The organism is Brevibacillus sp. NPDC003359 (assembly GCF_042878995.1).
Taxonomy (GTDB): Bacteria; Bacillota; Bacilli; order Brevibacillales; family Brevibacillaceae; genus Brevibacillus.
The window spans coordinates 407,849-423,555 of record NZ_JBIAOR010000003.1; the positions used below are offsets into that span (position 1 = coordinate 407,849).

A 15,707-nucleotide genomic window follows, 5' to 3' on the forward strand; every position below is an offset into this window, starting at 1 on the left:
GGGTGTGGCTTTTTGATGTAGAATAAAAATCATTCTCATTATTGACAGATAATGATTTTCATTATACGATGTCATTGTTAATGATAATTAGTCTCAGCAAGAGCGGGAGGGTACCATGCGCTATCAGATTAACGGTTACACGGATATGTATACGGTGATCGCCAACGAGCGTAAGATCGGTGGAGCCATTGAAGCAGGCCAGATTCGCTTGCGGACGGGAGAAGTTTACGCCAATGCTGTTCTCACTCGTTTGGAAATGTCAGGTGCGCATTTTTGCTCGATCGGCTTCGTGACAGAAGAAGGCAAAAGGCTGATTGTTCATGTGAATGATATCAGCATGATCGCTGATGCACGTCACGTCAATGTTTGTGAACTGACGAATGAATGCATGAGAGCGGAGAAATGCGCAGAGAGAATGAAGCGATTAAAGCGTCTCTGTGAACTGAATGAAGGCAGCTGTACGCCGACCTTCCAGGAAGAGGCACTGCTGTTGGCAATTGATATCGGAATGGAAGAAGCGTCCACACAAGTAGACCTTTCTTTTCTGCCACACACAGAAAAACCACGTGTATTCCGTATCGCCTAGAATAATATAGCCATATACATATGAACCCCTTTTCGTTTGATGCGAAGAGGGGTTTTTTGCATGCGTTGTGCTAAAACTAACGATTGAACAACCGCTCGACATAGTCAAAACCTATCTCCCCATAGCGAGCAAGGATTGGACTTACGCAAGGGAGAGTGATAAAACAAGGATAAGCAAAATCAAGGGGGAACGGAACATGGAGTACACATTTTCAAAATCTGTCGAAGCACTATCCTCCTCGGCTGTCCGGGAAATCTTGAAGCTGACCCAAAGCAATCAAGTGCTCTCGCTCGCAGGTGGACTGCCAGCAGAGGATTCTTTTCCAATCGCAGAGATGCGCGAAGCGTTTAACCGTGCATTCGATCAAGGAGCAAAAGCTCTTCAATACGGATTGACTGATGGATACTTACCGCTTCGCGAGTGGATTGCATCCCGCATGAAGCAAAAGCATATGAACGTCGGTGTAGATAATATGATCATCACAACGGGCTCTCAACAAGCAGTAGACTTGTTGTGTCGTGTATATTTAGACGAAGGCGATGTCGTTCTTGTTGAAAATCCTACCTATTTGGCAGCGGTTCAATTGTTCCAATTCCGGGGAATCAAAGCGATTCCCGTAGACGGTGATGCTGATGGGATGGATTTAGACGATCTGGCGAAAAAAATTGCCCAGTATCGCCCGAAAATGGTGTACGTCATTCCTACCTTTGCCAATCCGACAGGAAAGGTATGGAGTCTCGAACGCCGTCTAGGTTTGCTTCGTCAATGTAAGTCGCAAAACATTCTCATTTTAGAAGATGATCCGTATGGAGAGATCCAATTCGATGGGGAAGCACCGTACCGTTCGATTTTCTCACTGGATGAGCATCCGACCGATTCCTGTGTGGTATACACCAGTACATTTTCCAAAATTGTCGCGCCAGGCTTGCGTACGGGATGGGCCATTGGAGATACACGCGTGATTCAAATGATGGTGAAGGCGAAGCAAGCAATAGATTTGCAGTCGAGCACAATCGACCAGTACGCCCTGTATGAGCTGTTGTCCCGCTTTGATCTGGAGCGACACATTGAGAAAATCCGCGAGTCCTACAAGGCGCGCATGGAATGGATGCATGAGCTCTTGGTCGCGCAAAACTGGGAGGGTGTACAGTGGGAAAAACCAAGAGGCGGGATGTTCCTCTGGGTGAATCTTCCTGCGCACGTCGATGCAGAGAAACTGCTGGCCCGATCCGTACAGGAAGGCGTAGCATTTGTACCAGGGAAGCCGTTTTATGCTGCCGAGCCGCAAGTCAATACGATGCGCTTGAACTATACCCTTTTGAACCGGGAAGACACGGAGCTTGCGATTTCTAGACTGGGCAAAGCATTCCACGCTTACAGCGAATCGCTTGTCGCACACTCATAGGAAAAAGAGAAAAGACAACCATTCCATTAGGAGGGTTGTCTTTTTCATTGGGGCTCGGGTCTGTTATGTACACCAGTTGTGCTTCGTCATTTACTGTCTCTTTGTGTCCGATCCAGCCATTCATTCACAAGCTCGGTAAACAGAAGCGGTTGCTCAATCTGCAAGTTGTGTCCGGCACAATCGAGTGCGGCAAAAGAAGAGCGAGGATAGCCTTCGATGATATCCCAAATATCGTGATAGCCAACAGAATGATCTTGTTTGCCCACAACAAAAAGACTCGGGTGGACAAAGGGAGCCGTATCTAATGGGAAGGACACGCCATACGATTGTCTGATTTTGCTGAGGAAAGAAGGGTCAGACAGCATGTAGCCGTCGACAATCTCTTTTTTATAGCGGTTCCACGTATATTCGGTAGCTACTACCGCCATCGACTCAAACTCCGCTCGTTCCGTCTCACTCAACTGCTCCCAGAGGGAAGGCTCCTCCACTAGGACGGGTTTATTCGGCAGTGTACGCATTTCTTTATCAGGAATGACGTTCGGGCAGATGAAAAGGGCGCCCTTTACTTGATCCCGGCGCTTCTCGATAACCGCTCGAGCAAGATATCCGCCGTATGATTCACCCGCAATGAAAAAGGGCTCTCCTGGAATGAGCTGATCAATGAATGCGAGGACAACCTCTACAATATCGTCCGTGGTATGAATATGTTCGTAGTTTTTCGTTTGCCCCATTCCCGGCAAGTCTATGTACAGTCGGCGGTATTCTGGGCGTTTCTCAAAAATAGGTTCCATACAACCAGTCATGCAGCGGTGATCAAGTGAAAATCCGTGTATCATCACGACAGGAAAGCCGCTTCCGATCTCCTCATAATAAAGGTTGACGCCATTGACCTCGCATCTCATAAAAAGCCTCCCAATGACATTTTTGTCAGATTGTTTTAATAGTTCGGAACGCACGTTCTTATTATAAGTGATCTGTTAAATATTTCAAGGATGAAAAAACACACCCACAACGAGAATCGTCAATGGGTGTGCCAAAGTGTTTCCTATTCTTCTGTTTCTTCCAAGGTGCAAATTGCGCTAGGACGCTTGATGCGCAATACAACGCACTCATACACACGGAACAGACTGTTCATTTGCTCGTCTCCGAGGAATGCGGAGTCGAAGTCTTCTGCAATCGCCAGGTCGAGATTGTGGCGGCCAGTTGCTACCAAAACGCCGGAGCGGCCTTTAATGGTAGGGGATTGGAAGACACCATCTGTAACGAGATTGCGAACATGCTCAATCTCAAGCACGTTGGTGCCTTTGTGCACGCGATGCAAGAGAGAGTACAGCTCAGGAGATACAACCAGTGCGTACGGACCGCTGTGGCCCATTTTCAACAGCTTGTTGCGTGCTTCCACGATATCGGCAAAAGCATTGCCAGATTCCATCCAATCGCTCTTCAGATGGGTGAGGCGGCCTTTTACGTTCATCAGACCTGGGAGGTCAAATTCTGCCGCACCGTTGAAGATCAGATCGTCTTCCATCAGTGCACCACCAGCAGCTGCGTTGGCAGCCGCGCTCATGTCCAAAGGCATGCCCAATGTGCGTGCTTGGGCAACATCGCGCCAGTACAGCATGAAATCCTTGTACAGGATCGGAATCGTCATGCTGACACGACGGCTAGGCTGTGTCATTTCCAGTGATTCTCCACGCAGGGAGAGACCGCCAAAACGGGATTCCTCGTACACATCGTTGGTGATGGTTTGGATACCTTCACCCAATGGTCCATAAATATCGATAAAACGACGGCCTACCAGTTGGCGGCGAGCCATGTCAACGATAGTTGCATCCAACTGGCTCCATTCTTCAGTCGTCAAGGGAGAGTCTGGGTATTTACGTAGCTTGTCCATTGTGTAACCTCCATGTCATTTCAGGATTTCCGATTCCTTACATTCCTTTCAAACTTCCAACTGTCAGTCCTTTTTTGCCAGAAACTGCAGGGGCAGAATGCGTGATCACGGAAGCAACACCGTGAGGAGCGGAAGCTGAAGCTTTCAAATGATCTACCTGGTGAATGTCGTGCCCCTCATCGTGATCAGTGAGATCAGGATGAGCCGCATCAGAGAAACGTTGGCTCATGTTCGCCATGATTTCTTTGACTGTCAAATAGTCTGTATGCGTCTTTTCACGCATGCCATCCAGAAGCTGACGTGTTTCGTCATCCTTGAATTCATACAGAGAGAGCTCCAGATGCTCGCGGAAATTGTGCAGTCCAAAACGTTCCAAGTTCACATCGGACAGCATTTGCGAGAGGTCGCGGTCACTTAGCTGGTCCAGGCTTTTTCCTGTGGACACCTTCTCCAGGTAGGGAATCAATTCCTGCAGGCGACCCATGCGCTGTTCTTCTTCTTCCAAAATATGATGGTAGTAAAGACGAGTATGCTCGTCCGTTGCCGCGTCGATAATCGGCTGGATAACGCCCATGAAGCTGTTGATATAACCTCTGGTGCGATCAAAAATGGCGTGCAGCTGTGTAATTTCTTGCACTCTACGCCACCTCCTCATTCACAATCTATTTTTTCATTATAACGTTGGAAAAAACACCCGGGCAACAATTATGTACATTTTCCTATAACTGCGAAGAATATTGCGAGGATTAATTTGGCAAAGAGGGCGGGAACGCTAGAGCGCCACGGCTTTGCATATAGCCTCAGTTTCTAGTTTTGTTTTTTGACAAAAAAGTTATCATGGAGAGTATTGTCAAAGTCAATTGGGAATGATAATATTTATCAATAATAGTGATATTCATTATCAATTAGCATTCAGAGAAGAAAACATAAATCCTACATTCACCAAATTTAAGGAGGTAACAAGTTATGTCATCCATTTTAGTTATTGGCGGAGATCGCCTAGGTAATATTATCGAATTACTGCAAGGTCAAGGCTTCAAGGATATTCACCACGTAACAGGACGGAAGAGCTCGCAAACCGGGGTGAAAATTCCAGCTGGTATCCACATGATTCTGGTGTTAACTGATTTCGTCAATCACAACTTGGCCAAAACTGTGAAAAACCAAGCCAAAGATCGCGAGTTGCCCATCGTTTTCTGCAAGCGTTCGTGTTCTGCGATTGCCAAAGCTTTTGATCTCACTGCGTAAATACATACTCTCCCGATAGGGCAGACTACGATCGTTAGTCTGATACCAACGGAGGAATGACGTATGGAACAGAATCGTTTGGGTGATCTGCCTATTGCACAGCTTACGGCCGCTCAGCTGCAACAATTAAAACAGGCAGAAGAACAAATCAACACAGAAGGTCCAAATGTATATCTCATTGCATTAGAGAAGCAATCCCCGTCCTCCTAGACGGGGTTTTTTGATGTATCGCGTGCTTCTCACTTGAATACGTATTGCTCCAGTTGCATTTTGAGGGCGTCAATTCCAATGGCGAAGCCCAAGCATTGGCTGGATTGAATAATGAAGGCATTGAGACCAACGACTTCCCCATTCAAATTAATGAGTGGACCTCCGCTATTTCCTGGGTTAATGGCAGCATCCGTCTGAAAAATTTCTTCGTACATGCGCTTCGCAACCTGTAAGCGGCGGTTTTTGGCACTGATGATTCCCGCTGTCACAGAATTTTCCAACCCAAGTGGGGAACCTCTTGTCGCCATAAAGGCAAAATCAGGGGCAATTTAGTGAAAAGACAACAGATGCAGGCAAACATCTCGATTCTTCTGACCAGTGCTAGCGTCTGTTGCTTCCACGTCAACACGCTGGATGAGCGTGCAGATGAGCAATCGCCGTTCTTTTTCATTTGCATATGTCCAAATGAGATTCCAATTGGAAAGCGCATCGAGATCAAGCGGTTGTACTTTTGAAAAAGGGGAGTAAGTCCGTTCGAGTTCTTGTGCAGTTTGCTCTAACGCACTGATTTTCTCGCGTAAGGCAGGGAGAGTAAGGAATCCGTCTTCATAAGCCTGTTCCCAGCGCTGCCTTCGAATTTGCAGCTGTTGCTCGGTTTCTTTCGCGGGAGCGCGGGAATTCGTCTGGAACACAGTCTGATACACATCCTTCACAGCATCGATTGACGCTGGGGAATGCTGCATCAGCTCGTGCAAAATTGCTCTTTCCAAGCGATCCTCACGTATGGCAGGAGCATCACATGTACCAGCCAGCTTGTTTTTACATAAGTAATAGCGGTGCGTGTAGCGTTTTTCCCCTTTTCCCGTGATCGTGGTTGTTTTCCCGCGCATAGAGGAGCCACAACGAGAGCAGTACAGCAAGCCGGAAAAGAGGTAGCGGGAGCTGAGTACACGGGGATGGGTTGTTCCACGAGCACTTAGCCGCTCCTGCACCCGCGAGAAACATGGCTGATCGATGATAGCTGGGTGAGTGGCCTCTTCGATAATCCATTCCTCAGGGTCATTGCGTTGTTGATCGGCGTCGGTGTAATTCCAACGCAACGCACCATGATAAACCGGATTTTTTAACAGGCGAAGCACGGCACTTGCACTCCATGAAGCGCCATTTTTTCCGCGCAAACCGGAATGATTTGCCCACTCAGCGATTTGGCGGGGAGATTCGCCTCGGTCATAGCGCTCGAACATGCTGCGTACGCTAGCTGCTTCCTTCTGATTCACGACCAGAGCTCCTCGCACCAGATTGTATCCATACGGTGCAGGTCCTCCTGGTCGTTTTCGTTCTCTTGCCATCTGGCTCATTCCCAGCTTGACCCGTTCCGCCAAGTTTTCCCGTTCCCATTGTGCGAGGGCAGCCACTAATGTAATAAACAGCCGGCCGATTGCCGTAGTCGTATCGTATACCTCGGTGCAGCTTTTAAAGTGTACCGCATATCGATCGAACTCCTGTAGGAGCTGATACAGGTCAAGGACAGAGCGAGTGAGTCGATCGAGTCGATAGACGAGGACGACATCGATTTCACCCGTTCGGATATCCTGCAAGAGCCGACCGAGTGCGGGGCGATTCGTATCTTTGGCACTCGCGCCTTCATCTGCGTAGACTGCATGGACTTCCCATCCTTGGGAGTGAACGTACGAGAGCAGCTTCTCCCTTTGAGCGGGGATCGAAAATCCTTCGCGTGCTTGATCCTCCGTACTGACACGAATGTAGACGGCCGTTCGCATCGCCCGTTCTCCCTTCTCCTTGGGTTGCTAGAGTGTACAGCAAAAGGGAGGTGCTTATGCCTGACCGCAAATAAAAAACCCCGCTTATCCGTCTTGGACAAGTGGGGCTATGCTACATCCATTTTTGGCCCCATTCGTGAATGGAATCAATGACAGGACGTAGATCTTTTCCTTTTGCGGTCAATTCGTATTCAATGCGAACCGGGATCTCTGGGTACACTTTGCGCTCCAAAATCTCCAGCTCCTCCAACTCCTTCAGCCTTTCCGAGAGCATTTTATCACTCATATGCGGAACCATTTCACGGATATCTTTGAATCGTACAGTCCCACGTAGCAACACATGAATAATCAGGCCGGTCCAGCGTTTTCCAAGGACATTCATTGCACATTCATATTTTGGACACATGTGTTCGCCAGAAAAATCATGACTCATATCGGCGTCACCTCTATCTAGCAGCATTATTGTTGCCCTTTATTCTAACAGATTAGCTTGAAAAAAGTAAGTAACGAAAAGCTGGAATGACACTTCGCCAATGGCTGAGAAGTCGAGCCCGTTTTCATGGACAAATGTTTCCCTATAAGGTGTCCACACATACACTAATCGCGAAAGAAAAGAAACGAAGAGGGTGTTAGGATGCTCCCCAAACGGGTAATCAGTATTTTAACCTGGCGGGAAGGTGTTCGCTTTGAGGAACCAGATTATTTGCGAAAGCTGGTTCAAAAAGGGCAAAAGCTAGGCGCAGAAATCTACCTGTTTTCGCATCAGGACGTCAATGTTTCCGCAAGAAAGATCAAGGGTTTCCTCCCCAAACCGAACGGGGGCTGGGTGAGTAAATCGGTCCCTTGGCCAGAAGTTGTCATCGATCGGTACCGACGCAGGGTAAGGGAGTATATCCGGCTGCGAAATAGCGATCTGTTTTTCTTTGCAAACAGTCCGTTCAGTAAGAAATGGAGAGTGACGAATCTGCTCACTTCCGATGAACGCGTCAAACGCTGGATTCCGGAGACGCATGTCTATGACAAAGGCTTGGTTTGAAACATGCTCGCACGCCATGGGCTCGTCTATGTCAAGCCGGGGAATGGCACAGAGGGAAGAAGCATTCTCAGAGTGAAGAGCAGCGGCAAGGATTATAGCCTCTCTGGACGTGACAAAAAGCATAACCATCACGTGGCTCGGATTGATACGGTGGAAGGCGTTGAAAAATGGGTCAAAACGTGGGTGGAGGAACAGCGGATTCGTGATGGGAATTTCCTGGTGCAGCAAGGCTTGGACCTGGGGCTGCTGCGTAAGCATGTCGTCGATGTACGACTAATGATTCAAAAGGACGAGCGTGGGGAGTGGGCGGTGACGGGCTGCGCAGTACGCATGGGGGAGAACGGCAGTGCTACTTCCAATTTGCATGGGGGAGGTAGAGCGATTCCCTTTGAATGGTTTATGTCCAGGCGGTTTGGAGGGGAGCGGGGAGAGCTTATCAAACGGGAATGTTATCAGCTCGCTCTCGATGTAGCAAACACGCTCGAGGATTATTTCGGTCGCATGATGGAATTCGGACTGGACATTGGGGTGGATGTGGACGGACGTGCGTGGCTAATCGAAGTGAACCCCAAGCCAGGGAGAGAGGTTTTTCGCCAGATGGGTAACATGGAGCTGTACAATAAGGCGATAGCTCGTCCCGTTCAATTTGCACTGTATTTGGCCCGGAATCAGGCTCGTTTTTTGTCTCTTTGAACACAGATGGAGAACCGACGCTGATGACCCATTCTCCTACTTTTGTATGAGAGGAGTTGCCTAGTGGCAGCGGATATAGCTTGCAGTCTGCATCAATTTTGATGACGGCGTAATCCCGGACTCGATCAGCTATAATTCGTTTGGCTTCAAACACTCTACCGTTATATAGCTTCACGAAAATGTTTTTGGATTTGCCGATGACATGCTCGCTCGTCAAGATATACCCTTTCGGATGAAAAAGAAATCCGGAGCCAAAGCTTCGTTCCGTGGGTGGAGAATTATCTTCATGATCAATGAGGCTGCGAATTAACGAATCCACGTCTTTGGAATGGGGAGCATCCTCGGTAACGATGGAAACTACTCCCTCTTGAACTCGCTCGACAATGGGAACGAAGAAATTGAATGGGTGCAGACTGCTGCTGCTCACAGGGTACTTTACCCGCGTATATTGGGACCATTTTTTACTTTTCACCGATCTCTCCCCCTACAGCAGATAGGTATGTATCATCCTATGGGGAGCGGAGTGGGAAGGGACGCCCAATTTCTAGTCGCATGGATGGATATATCATTAATTTTGATTGATATAATAAAGAAATAGCATTGGTATAATTATTTAAATGCATTTATAATAACATGTAGTTAAAGAATATTTTGAACATAAAGGCTAAGTCCTAGCCGCTAGAGAGAGAAAAAGAACGGTAACGGAGGATGCGAAGAGATGGATGTTAAAACGATCATACTGGGTTTCTTGAGCTACGGGGAAATGAGTGGCTACGATATTAAGCAAGCGTTTACAAACAGCATTGGGTTTTTTTATGACGCTAGCTTTGGTGCTATTTATCCAGCATTGCGCAAACTGGAGGAAGAAGGCTTCGTGACGAAGCAAGAAATCATTCAGTCTGGCAAGCCGAACAAGATTTTGTACCGCATTACAGAAGCCGGAAAACAATCCTTCCGTCAAGAAATCCAGACGCCTATCTTGCCACCAGTATTGCGTTCAGACATGCTGGTTAAGATTTTCTTCGGCAAGAGCCGCACGATCGACGAACAAAAGGATTTGCTAGAAGGCTGTTTGGATACGCAACGTCAATTGCTCCAACAAAGCAAGGCCTCTTATAAAAAGCTGGAAGTGAATTTTGACGAATATCAACGTTTTTGCTGGGAGTATACCATTCATCATCTGGAGTCAACGATTTCCTTTATGGAACAAAAAATGACTTCCTTGTTGAAGCAACCAGCATATTCCGTTTAGCCACATAAAGCGAAGGGCTCATGTCTTATCAACAATGAGCCCTTCGCTTATTTTCATTTATTTAAGGTTTTCTGGATTGAGGCATTCGAGCTCAGGTACAACGAAGCGTCCGTCTTTACGGATCAGGCGATCGTCAAACCAAATTTCTCCACCGCCCCACTCAGGACGTTGAATCATAACCAAGTCCCAGTGCACGGAGGATTTGTTTCCGTTAAACGCTTCATCGTATGCTTGTCCAGGTGTAAAGTGGAAGCTTCCATCGATTTTTTCATCGAAGAGGATGTCTTTCATTGGATTTTGGATGTACGGATTGACGCCAATCGCGAATTCCCCAACGAATCTGGCACCTTCATCGGTATCAAAGATTTGGTTGATCTTCTCTGTATCGTTTGCGATTGCTTCGATGATTTTTCCATCCTTGAAGGTCAGCTTGATATTGTCGTAAGTAAAGCCTTGGTAAGGAGACGGCGTGTTGTACGCGATCGTACCGTTGACGGAATCGCGAACAGGAGCAGTGAATACTTCTCCATCAGGGATGTTGGCTTCACCTGCACATTTGATTGCCGGAATATCTTTGATGGAGAAGGTCAGATCGGTGCCTGGCCCTACGATACGTACCTTGTCGGTTTTCTCCATCAGCTCGACTAGGCTGTCCATGGCTTTATCCATTTTGCCGTAATCAAGCGTGCACACTTTGAAATAGAAATCTTCGAAAGCAGCGGTGCTAATGTTAGCCAACTGAGCCATAGATGCATTTGGATAGCGAAGCACGACCCATTTGGTATGCGGTACGCGAATATCCATCACGGGACGCGCTAGCAGCTTGGAGTGCAACTGCATTTTGTCCCCAGGCACATCAGAGAGCTCACTGATGTTGTCGCCACCGCGGATGCCAATGTAACAATCCATTTGTTTCATAAAGGCAACATCTGCTTCACGCATGATACCCAATTGTGTTTCGTTGGCACCCATCAAGAGTTCACGCTGAACGGATTGGTCGATCAGTTGGACAAACGGATTTCCCCCCGCTTCGTATACCTTGGCAATTACAGCTTTTGTCAGATCGGTAACGTTGCCAATGGAGTAAATTAAAACGTTTTCATTTGGCTTGACAGTCACCGAATAATTGACGAGGACGTCAGCTAGTTTTTCAATTCGTGGATCTTTCATAGGAAGGGGATCCCTCGCTTTCCATATCATTCATACCCATTGTACACAACTCAAACAGAAAAAAGCTACCCACTGACGAGGGTAGCTTGCGGAGGAAACGCACTTGAAGGATTCGGTACTTCATGTATATGCAACGGCCTGCTGAATATGGCTATATCTTCGGGGAAGATCAGTCGCAGCTGCACCCGATAATAACCAGCAGGATGAAAAGAATCAAAATCAGAGTGAAACCGTCGAATTCTCCATTAAAGATGCCGCTCATGGAATAAACATCCTCCTCATATGTGTGTTAAGCCTCTTGTGCTTACATCTACAACATATGGGTGATCGCATAGGACCGAACCGGGCATCCGCCCATTTTTGAGAAAATTGTTTTGATAATCTCTCGTTTTTCATACTCTTGCAGTTCTCGATGTTTATTATTCTGAAAAGCAGGAAAAGCTAGAGGATACCAAAAGACTTTGCAAGTATGAAAGGATGTTTACGTGATGCAAAGATCATTATCGAGTCCGCAGCATGATCTGGTCCAAATTACGATTAATGTTGGAGAAGATTTTAAATCCATTATATGGAAAGCTCAATACGACATGGACTTCAATACAGAATGTCTGTTTTGTTTTTCCGAGCAAATTACTGGCTACCGTGTAGAAGATGAAGACGGCATAGCGGGGAAAGTCGCTGTTTGTCCGCATTGTGAAAAAGTAAACGCGATCTACGCGTAAAATTGAAGTTTGATCGCAACGAAAAGACGATGCTTGCAAGAAGCATCGTCTTTTTTGTAAGTGAATTTTTAAGTTGTTGCAAGTTTTAGAAGGTACCGATGAACATACAAAGCTGTTGAAGAAAAAGCACAGGGCTCGCAGACCTTGACAACGCCTACCCAGTCGGAACTTCCAAAAGGGGACCCGGCTGTCGAACACTTCTTCCTCGAGAAACTTCCGCCCGTAGGGTGGCTTTGGCTCGACGGTCCCCTTTTGGAAGTGGAGACGGCCAGTGAATCCCCCTGCTGGCGTGTCAGAGCCGAAGAGAACTGTGCTTTTTCTTCTCCTCCACAATGTTGACTCCAATCAAACCCAAAATGGCTTCTCTGAAGGTCTTTCTTAGTCTATTTCTGACACTATACCCACCAAGTACCACCTGTTCTCAAGCAGGATTGAAAGGAGGATTCTCGAATAGTATGAGAGTCATACATAAGTAGATAGGTAGGGGTGAACACCGTGCAAAAGATATGCAGCCGCTGTGGGAATGAGATGGAGATCGAACTGCGCAACATCGTGTACCGGAAACGGGTTAAAATCATGAATGTACCTGTACACGTCTGTGTGGACGAAGACTGTGACCATTCCCAAGTGGTAGATGTGATTAAGGATGATTTGAAGTCACTCATGGAGGAACTGGGCCAACATCCGCAGCGCCAGGCAATCGAATTCGAAGAAATGTCAGAGTTATCCAACTTATTGGTATTGATTGCTAATGAGAAGGTGAATTCGACCGTAAGAGAATTACTTGGTGAAAAAGTCAACGAGCTATTGGATCTGTTTTTGTTGGCGCAGTCCCTTGGCGATGAAAAATGGATGCTGGAGCTGCGCGAGCGTCTAACGAAAATTATGGTGTAAGGATAAAGAGATGCCTGGAAGATAGGTGTCTCTTTTTTCATTTCTCCGCTGCACCGCAAATGTAGACTTTGCTGCTTGGACTTATGTATACTGATAGGCACATAAGATAAGGAGAGATGAATCATGTCACAAAAACAGCTTCACTCCATAGAAGAACTGGATGAGTTCGTAGCGAAAAATGGGAAAAAGCTATTGTTTAAGCATAGCACGATCTGCCCAATCAGTACGTCTGCCTATGAAGAGTTTCAAGCATATTTGCTGGACAATCAAGTGGAATCTGCGGTCATTTTGGTACGGGAGGATCGTCCTGTCTCCAATGCCGTAGCGGATCGTTTTTCCATCAAGCACGAATCCCCGCAAATCTTTTTGCTGGAAGACGGCGAAGTAAAATGGCACACGTCTCACTGGAAAATTACAAAGGACGCGATTGGCCAGGCGCTCAACGCGTAATCATTCATACTGAAAAGAGCTGTTGACGATTTGTCGATAGCTCTTGTTTTATGTAAAAAGCCGGCACACCCTACAAGCGAGGTGAAAACCGGCTTTTTGCATGGAGAAAAAGAGTATTGGAGATTCTATTCCCAGAATAGCTCCAACTTGTCACCGCTTTTTAATTCAGTCTGAAAGTTGGCTTGTTCGCCGTTGACGAGCATGACGAATCCGGAGATACTCTCACGGTCTGGCTTTTCCAAGGAAACGTCGACAAAACGGAAGACGTCGCTAAACACAGGTGTAGACGCAGGTGAGGATTTTACCGTGATGTCGGCACCTTCGCTCACGGGATCGGAGGCATTCGCCGTTTTACCGTCTACAGTAATCGTTACCTGTGCGACAGGCAATACGACCCGTTCGCCATTGAAGTGGACGGCCATTGTCTCCTGGACCCATTCTTCCAAGGGGATGACATCCTGAATGGAAGAAGCGGGGACTTCATCCTGCCGGTATACGAGGACATCACCTTGCCGGACGACATCTGTCAAGGCTGCTGGTCTTCCGTTCAGCTCGATCACCTCGATACGGGATGGAATCGTATAATCTTGCCCATTCACAGAAAAATGCAAGCCTGATTCCACTCGCGTTTTCAGTTCTGCGAGATCTAGCACTTCATAGACAGTGCGGGGAAGGCGGATGTCCATCTCTGCCCGATCAGAGATCAACGTATCGAGAGTAGCAACCGCTCTGTTTACATGTACGACAGGACCGAGTGAGTAGGGACGGTCATTGCAGATTACCTCAAGCGTGTCCAGCTCATCGAATAAATCTTTGGCAAACACACGTGCATCATCGCCATTGGTACCTGCCACTACGGTGATTTGGTCACCGTCATTGATTGGCGTGTCGAGACTGACGCCCTCTCCGTTGCGCTCAATAACTGGCGCTGTGCCGTGACCACCCGGAATCATTTTCATCCGTCCGTTTACGGTGACTGACATCGCCAATCCGGGGCGACCATACAGACGGCGGATATCCAATCCAGATGCAATGAGGGCATCACCCAACGTCATTTTTCGCAAATCGAAAATGCGCAGAGGAGCGTCATTGACCGTAACGGTTACATATCGCAACGGATGACGGCGTGCAGCAACAGCAATGCCGACTGGGGTTACGAACTCAGGTCCACTGAGCGCAGGATTGTCTCCGACGTATTGCTTGATCGCATCGCCGCCTCTGACAGCAACGCGTGCGGCAGGAATATTCAAGACCTGCGCGACTTTTCCAGTAAGCCCAGGGGTGAGGCTACCGCCGCCGATCAGCATGACCGCTTGCGGAGCTTTTCCGTTGAGCTCCAATATTTTGAAGGCAATTTTATCGGCGAGTTGCTGGATGTCTGCTTCAATTGCACTCGTTACCTCGGAAGTGCTCATCGTATGCTCTATACCGAGAATGTCAGTGAAGGTAACGGACTCCTCGGTAGATAAGAGGCGCTTCACTACTTCTGCCATCGGAAAGTCCATTAAAAAGGCATTCATGAGTGCATCCGTGATTTCATCGCCTGCAACAGGCACCATGCCGTAGGCGGTAATCGCTCCTTCTTCCGTCAGCGCGACGTCAGAAGTACCTGCCCCGATATCCACCAATGCGATATTTAGTCGGCGCATGGTCACAGGAATCAGGACATTAATAGCCGCGATAGGCTCAAGCGTCAATGCCTGCATTTCCAAATCGCATCGTTTCAGGGCAGCGATCAGCGAGTCGACAACCACGCGTGGAAGGAAAGTTGCGATCACATCTGCGCTTGCTGTGTCACCCCGTTGGTCAATCAGACTCCCGATCAGCTCTCCATCCAGATGGTAATTGACGACGCTGTAACCGACGCAATAATAGCGGGTGACGTCTTGATCCTTTAGCTCTTGGGCTAGTGCGGCTTGGGCCTCCTGTACAGCGGAAAACTCCAAAGCGACAACATCTTCACGGGAGATGAAGGCATGTCTGGCTATCGGCATGTCCACACGAACGCGGCGGGTGCGCAAAGACCGACCGGCAGCCGCGACTGCTACCTGATGCAGTTTGCCATATTTCCCTTCCAGTTCTTCTTTTATTTGTTGAATCACCTTAGCTACGGCGACAATATCGTGAATTTGCCCATCGAGCATGGAGCGTTCATCGTGCTCTCGAATTGCGCAGTCCAATACACGGTACTGCTCGCCTGTGGTTTCAACAATCAGGCCGACGACGCTGCGCGTTCCAATATCTAATGAAAAAATAAGCTCAGGGGCTGTGATGTCAGACAAAAGTAGGTCACTCCTTGTAAGAGGTTGTTCAAAAAGTCTTTACAATACTTATCGGTGATTTTGGACTGGATCGGAAAGGAACAA

17 protein-coding genes and 2 pseudogenes are annotated in these 15,707 nt (G+C 47.7%); 9 read left to right on the plus strand and 10 right to left on the minus strand.

Annotated features, from left to right (window positions below):
- The first annotated feature begins 115 nt into the window (after positions 1 to 115).
- Positions 116 to 586, plus strand: coding sequence for a hypothetical protein (locus tag ACFYU8_RS13620; protein WP_390299604.1), 471 nt, complete (start codon positions 116 to 118; stop codon positions 584 to 586).
- Positions 587 to 782: 196 nt separating this feature from the next.
- Positions 783 to 1,991 (plus strand): aminotransferase-like domain-containing protein, encoded by a 1,209-nt coding sequence (locus ACFYU8_RS13625; protein WP_390299607.1) that lies wholly within the window; start codon positions 783 to 785, stop codon positions 1,989 to 1,991.
- A gap of 86 nt (positions 1,992 to 2,077) precedes the next feature.
- Here the strand turns inward: ACFYU8_RS13625 and ACFYU8_RS13630 are convergent, their stop codons facing one another.
- The 3 genes from ACFYU8_RS13630 to ACFYU8_RS13640 form a co-directional block, all read right to left on the minus strand.
- Positions 2,078 to 2,893, minus strand: coding sequence for an alpha/beta fold hydrolase (locus tag ACFYU8_RS13630; protein ID WP_390299610.1), 816 nt, complete (start codon positions 2,891 to 2,893; stop codon positions 2,078 to 2,080).
- A gap of 143 nt (positions 2,894 to 3,036) precedes the next feature.
- Positions 3,037 to 3,885, minus strand: a complete 849-nt coding sequence (locus tag ACFYU8_RS13635) for a family 1 encapsulin nanocompartment shell protein (RefSeq protein WP_390299613.1) — start codon at positions 3,883 to 3,885, stop codon at positions 3,037 to 3,039.
- A gap of 37 nt (positions 3,886 to 3,922) precedes the next feature.
- Complete coding sequence (locus ACFYU8_RS13640; protein WP_390299617.1) at positions 3,923 to 4,522, minus strand: IMEF encapsulin system ferritin-like cargo protein; 600 nt, start codon at positions 4,520 to 4,522, stop codon at positions 3,923 to 3,925.
- 329 nt (positions 4,523 to 4,851) lie between these two features.
- Here ACFYU8_RS13640 and ACFYU8_RS13645 point away from each other — a divergent pair, with 329 nt between their 5' ends.
- On the plus strand, positions 4,852 to 5,133 hold the full coding sequence (locus tag ACFYU8_RS13645; protein WP_016742090.1) for a DUF2325 domain-containing protein: 282 nt from the start codon (positions 4,852 to 4,854) through the stop codon (positions 5,131 to 5,133).
- Between the two features lie 63 nt (positions 5,134 to 5,196).
- Complete coding sequence (locus ACFYU8_RS13650) at positions 5,197 to 5,343, plus strand: hypothetical protein (protein ID WP_167402439.1); 147 nt, start codon at positions 5,197 to 5,199, stop codon at positions 5,341 to 5,343.
- A 29-nt stretch (positions 5,344 to 5,372) separates the two neighbouring features.
- Here the strand turns inward: ACFYU8_RS13650 and ACFYU8_RS13655 are convergent, their stop codons facing one another.
- The 3 genes from ACFYU8_RS13655 to ACFYU8_RS13665 form a co-directional block, all read right to left on the minus strand.
- Positions 5,373 to 5,651 (minus strand): S1C family serine protease, encoded by a 279-nt coding sequence (locus ACFYU8_RS13655; RefSeq protein WP_390299621.1) that lies wholly within the window; start codon positions 5,649 to 5,651, stop codon positions 5,373 to 5,375.
- A gap of 21 nt (positions 5,652 to 5,672) precedes the next feature.
- Positions 5,673 to 7,124, minus strand: a complete 1,452-nt coding sequence (locus tag ACFYU8_RS13660; RefSeq protein ID WP_390299624.1) for a recombinase family protein — start codon at positions 7,122 to 7,124, stop codon at positions 5,673 to 5,675.
- Between the two features lie 112 nt (positions 7,125 to 7,236).
- A complete protein-coding gene (locus tag ACFYU8_RS13665) occupies positions 7,237 to 7,557 on the minus strand; it encodes a winged helix-turn-helix transcriptional regulator (protein WP_064202174.1) in 321 nt (106 codons plus the stop codon).
- A gap of 201 nt (positions 7,558 to 7,758) precedes the next feature.
- Between ACFYU8_RS13665 and ACFYU8_RS13670 the strand changes: the two are divergent.
- Positions 7,759 to 8,853: pseudogene (locus tag ACFYU8_RS13670) on the plus strand (YheC/YheD family endospore coat-associated protein).
- A gap of 52 nt (positions 8,854 to 8,905) precedes the next feature.
- Here ACFYU8_RS13670 and ACFYU8_RS13675 read toward each other — a convergent pair.
- A pseudogene (locus ACFYU8_RS13675) lies at positions 8,906 to 9,325 on the minus strand (trypsin-like peptidase domain-containing protein); the annotation flags it as partial.
- A gap of 246 nt (positions 9,326 to 9,571) precedes the next feature.
- Here ACFYU8_RS13675 and ACFYU8_RS13680 point away from each other — a divergent pair.
- Positions 9,572 to 10,105 carry a PadR family transcriptional regulator gene (locus ACFYU8_RS13680; RefSeq protein ID WP_047071910.1) on the plus strand — a complete coding sequence of 178 codons (534 nt, stop codon included), beginning with the start codon at positions 9,572 to 9,574 and terminating at the stop codon, positions 10,103 to 10,105.
- Positions 10,106 to 10,162: 57 nt separating this feature from the next.
- On the opposite strand, the gene ACFYU8_RS13685 is transcribed toward ACFYU8_RS13680, so the two are convergent.
- Both ACFYU8_RS13685 and ACFYU8_RS13690 read right to left on the minus strand, forming a co-directional pair.
- On the minus strand, positions 10,163 to 11,275 hold the full coding sequence (locus ACFYU8_RS13685; protein ID WP_390299628.1) for an aminopeptidase: 1,113 nt from the start codon (positions 11,273 to 11,275) through the stop codon (positions 10,163 to 10,165).
- A gap of 169 nt (positions 11,276 to 11,444) precedes the next feature.
- The gene (locus tag ACFYU8_RS13690; RefSeq protein ID WP_390299631.1) at positions 11,445 to 11,537 is read right to left on the minus strand and encodes a YjcZ family sporulation protein; all 93 of its coding nucleotides are present in this window, start codon (positions 11,535 to 11,537) and stop codon (positions 11,445 to 11,447) included.
- Positions 11,538 to 11,763: 226 nt separating this feature from the next.
- Between ACFYU8_RS13690 and ACFYU8_RS13695 the strand changes: the two genes are divergently transcribed.
- From ACFYU8_RS13695 to ytxJ, 3 genes are all read left to right on the plus strand, one after another.
- On the plus strand, positions 11,764 to 11,997 hold the full coding sequence (locus tag ACFYU8_RS13695; protein ID WP_390299634.1) for a hypothetical protein: 234 nt from the start codon (positions 11,764 to 11,766) through the stop codon (positions 11,995 to 11,997).
- Between the two features lie 495 nt (positions 11,998 to 12,492).
- Positions 12,493 to 12,891, plus strand: coding sequence for a hypothetical protein (locus tag ACFYU8_RS13700; RefSeq protein ID WP_390299637.1), 399 nt, complete (start codon positions 12,493 to 12,495; stop codon positions 12,889 to 12,891).
- A gap of 123 nt (positions 12,892 to 13,014) precedes the next feature.
- Positions 13,015 to 13,341: a bacillithiol system redox-active protein YtxJ gene (gene ytxJ, locus ACFYU8_RS13705; RefSeq protein ID WP_376896318.1), complete on the plus strand. Its 327-nt coding sequence runs from the start codon at positions 13,015 to 13,017 to the stop codon at positions 13,339 to 13,341.
- A 125-nt stretch (positions 13,342 to 13,466) separates the two neighbouring features.
- Here the strand turns inward: ytxJ and ACFYU8_RS13710 are convergent, their stop codons facing one another.
- Entirely contained in the window at positions 13,467 to 15,623 is a 2,157-nt protein-coding gene (locus ACFYU8_RS13710) for a cell division protein FtsA (RefSeq protein WP_390299640.1), read from the minus strand.
- Positions 15,624 to 15,707 lie beyond the last annotated feature (84 nt).

What these genes read in the sequence shown, in the direction of transcription:
- ACFYU8_RS13665 (WP_064202174.1), bottom strand. Translation starts at nt 7,557, where the DNA reads ATGAGTCATGATTTTTCTGGCGAACACATGTGTCCAAAATATGAATGT.
- ACFYU8_RS13695 (WP_390299634.1), top strand. Translation starts at nt 11,764, where the DNA reads ATGCAAAGATCATTATCGAGTCCGCAGCATGATCTGGTCCAAATTACG.
- ACFYU8_RS13635 (WP_390299613.1), bottom strand. Translation starts at nt 3,885, where the DNA reads ATGGACAAGCTACGTAAATACCCAGACTCTCCCTTGACGACTGAAGAA.
- ACFYU8_RS13680 (WP_047071910.1), top strand. Translation starts at nt 9,572, where the DNA reads ATGGATGTTAAAACGATCATACTGGGTTTCTTGAGCTACGGGGAAATG.
- ACFYU8_RS13645 (WP_016742090.1), top strand. Translation starts at nt 4,852, where the DNA reads ATGTCATCCATTTTAGTTATTGGCGGAGATCGCCTAGGTAATATTATC.
- ytxJ (WP_376896318.1), top strand. Translation starts at nt 13,015, where the DNA reads ATGTCACAAAAACAGCTTCACTCCATAGAAGAACTGGATGAGTTCGTA.
- ACFYU8_RS13690 (WP_390299631.1), bottom strand. Translation starts at nt 11,537, where the DNA reads ATGAGCGGCATCTTTAATGGAGAATTCGACGGTTTCACTCTGATTTTG.
- ACFYU8_RS13630 (WP_390299610.1), bottom strand. Translation starts at nt 2,893, where the DNA reads ATGAGATGCGAGGTCAATGGCGTCAACCTTTATTATGAGGAGATCGGA.
- ACFYU8_RS13620 (WP_390299604.1), top strand. Translation starts at nt 116, where the DNA reads ATGCGCTATCAGATTAACGGTTACACGGATATGTATACGGTGATCGCC.
- ACFYU8_RS13655 (WP_390299621.1), bottom strand. Translation starts at nt 5,651, where the DNA reads ATGGCGACAAGAGGTTCCCCACTTGGGTTGGAAAATTCTGTGACAGCG.
- ACFYU8_RS13625 (WP_390299607.1), top strand. Translation starts at nt 783, where the DNA reads ATGGAGTACACATTTTCAAAATCTGTCGAAGCACTATCCTCCTCGGCT.
- ACFYU8_RS13650 (WP_167402439.1), top strand. Translation starts at nt 5,197, where the DNA reads ATGGAACAGAATCGTTTGGGTGATCTGCCTATTGCACAGCTTACGGCC.
- ACFYU8_RS13660 (WP_390299624.1), bottom strand. Translation starts at nt 7,124, where the DNA reads ATGCGAACGGCCGTCTACATTCGTGTCAGTACGGAGGATCAAGCACGC.
- ACFYU8_RS13685 (WP_390299628.1), bottom strand. Translation starts at nt 11,275, where the DNA reads ATGAAAGATCCACGAATTGAAAAACTAGCTGACGTCCTCGTCAATTAT.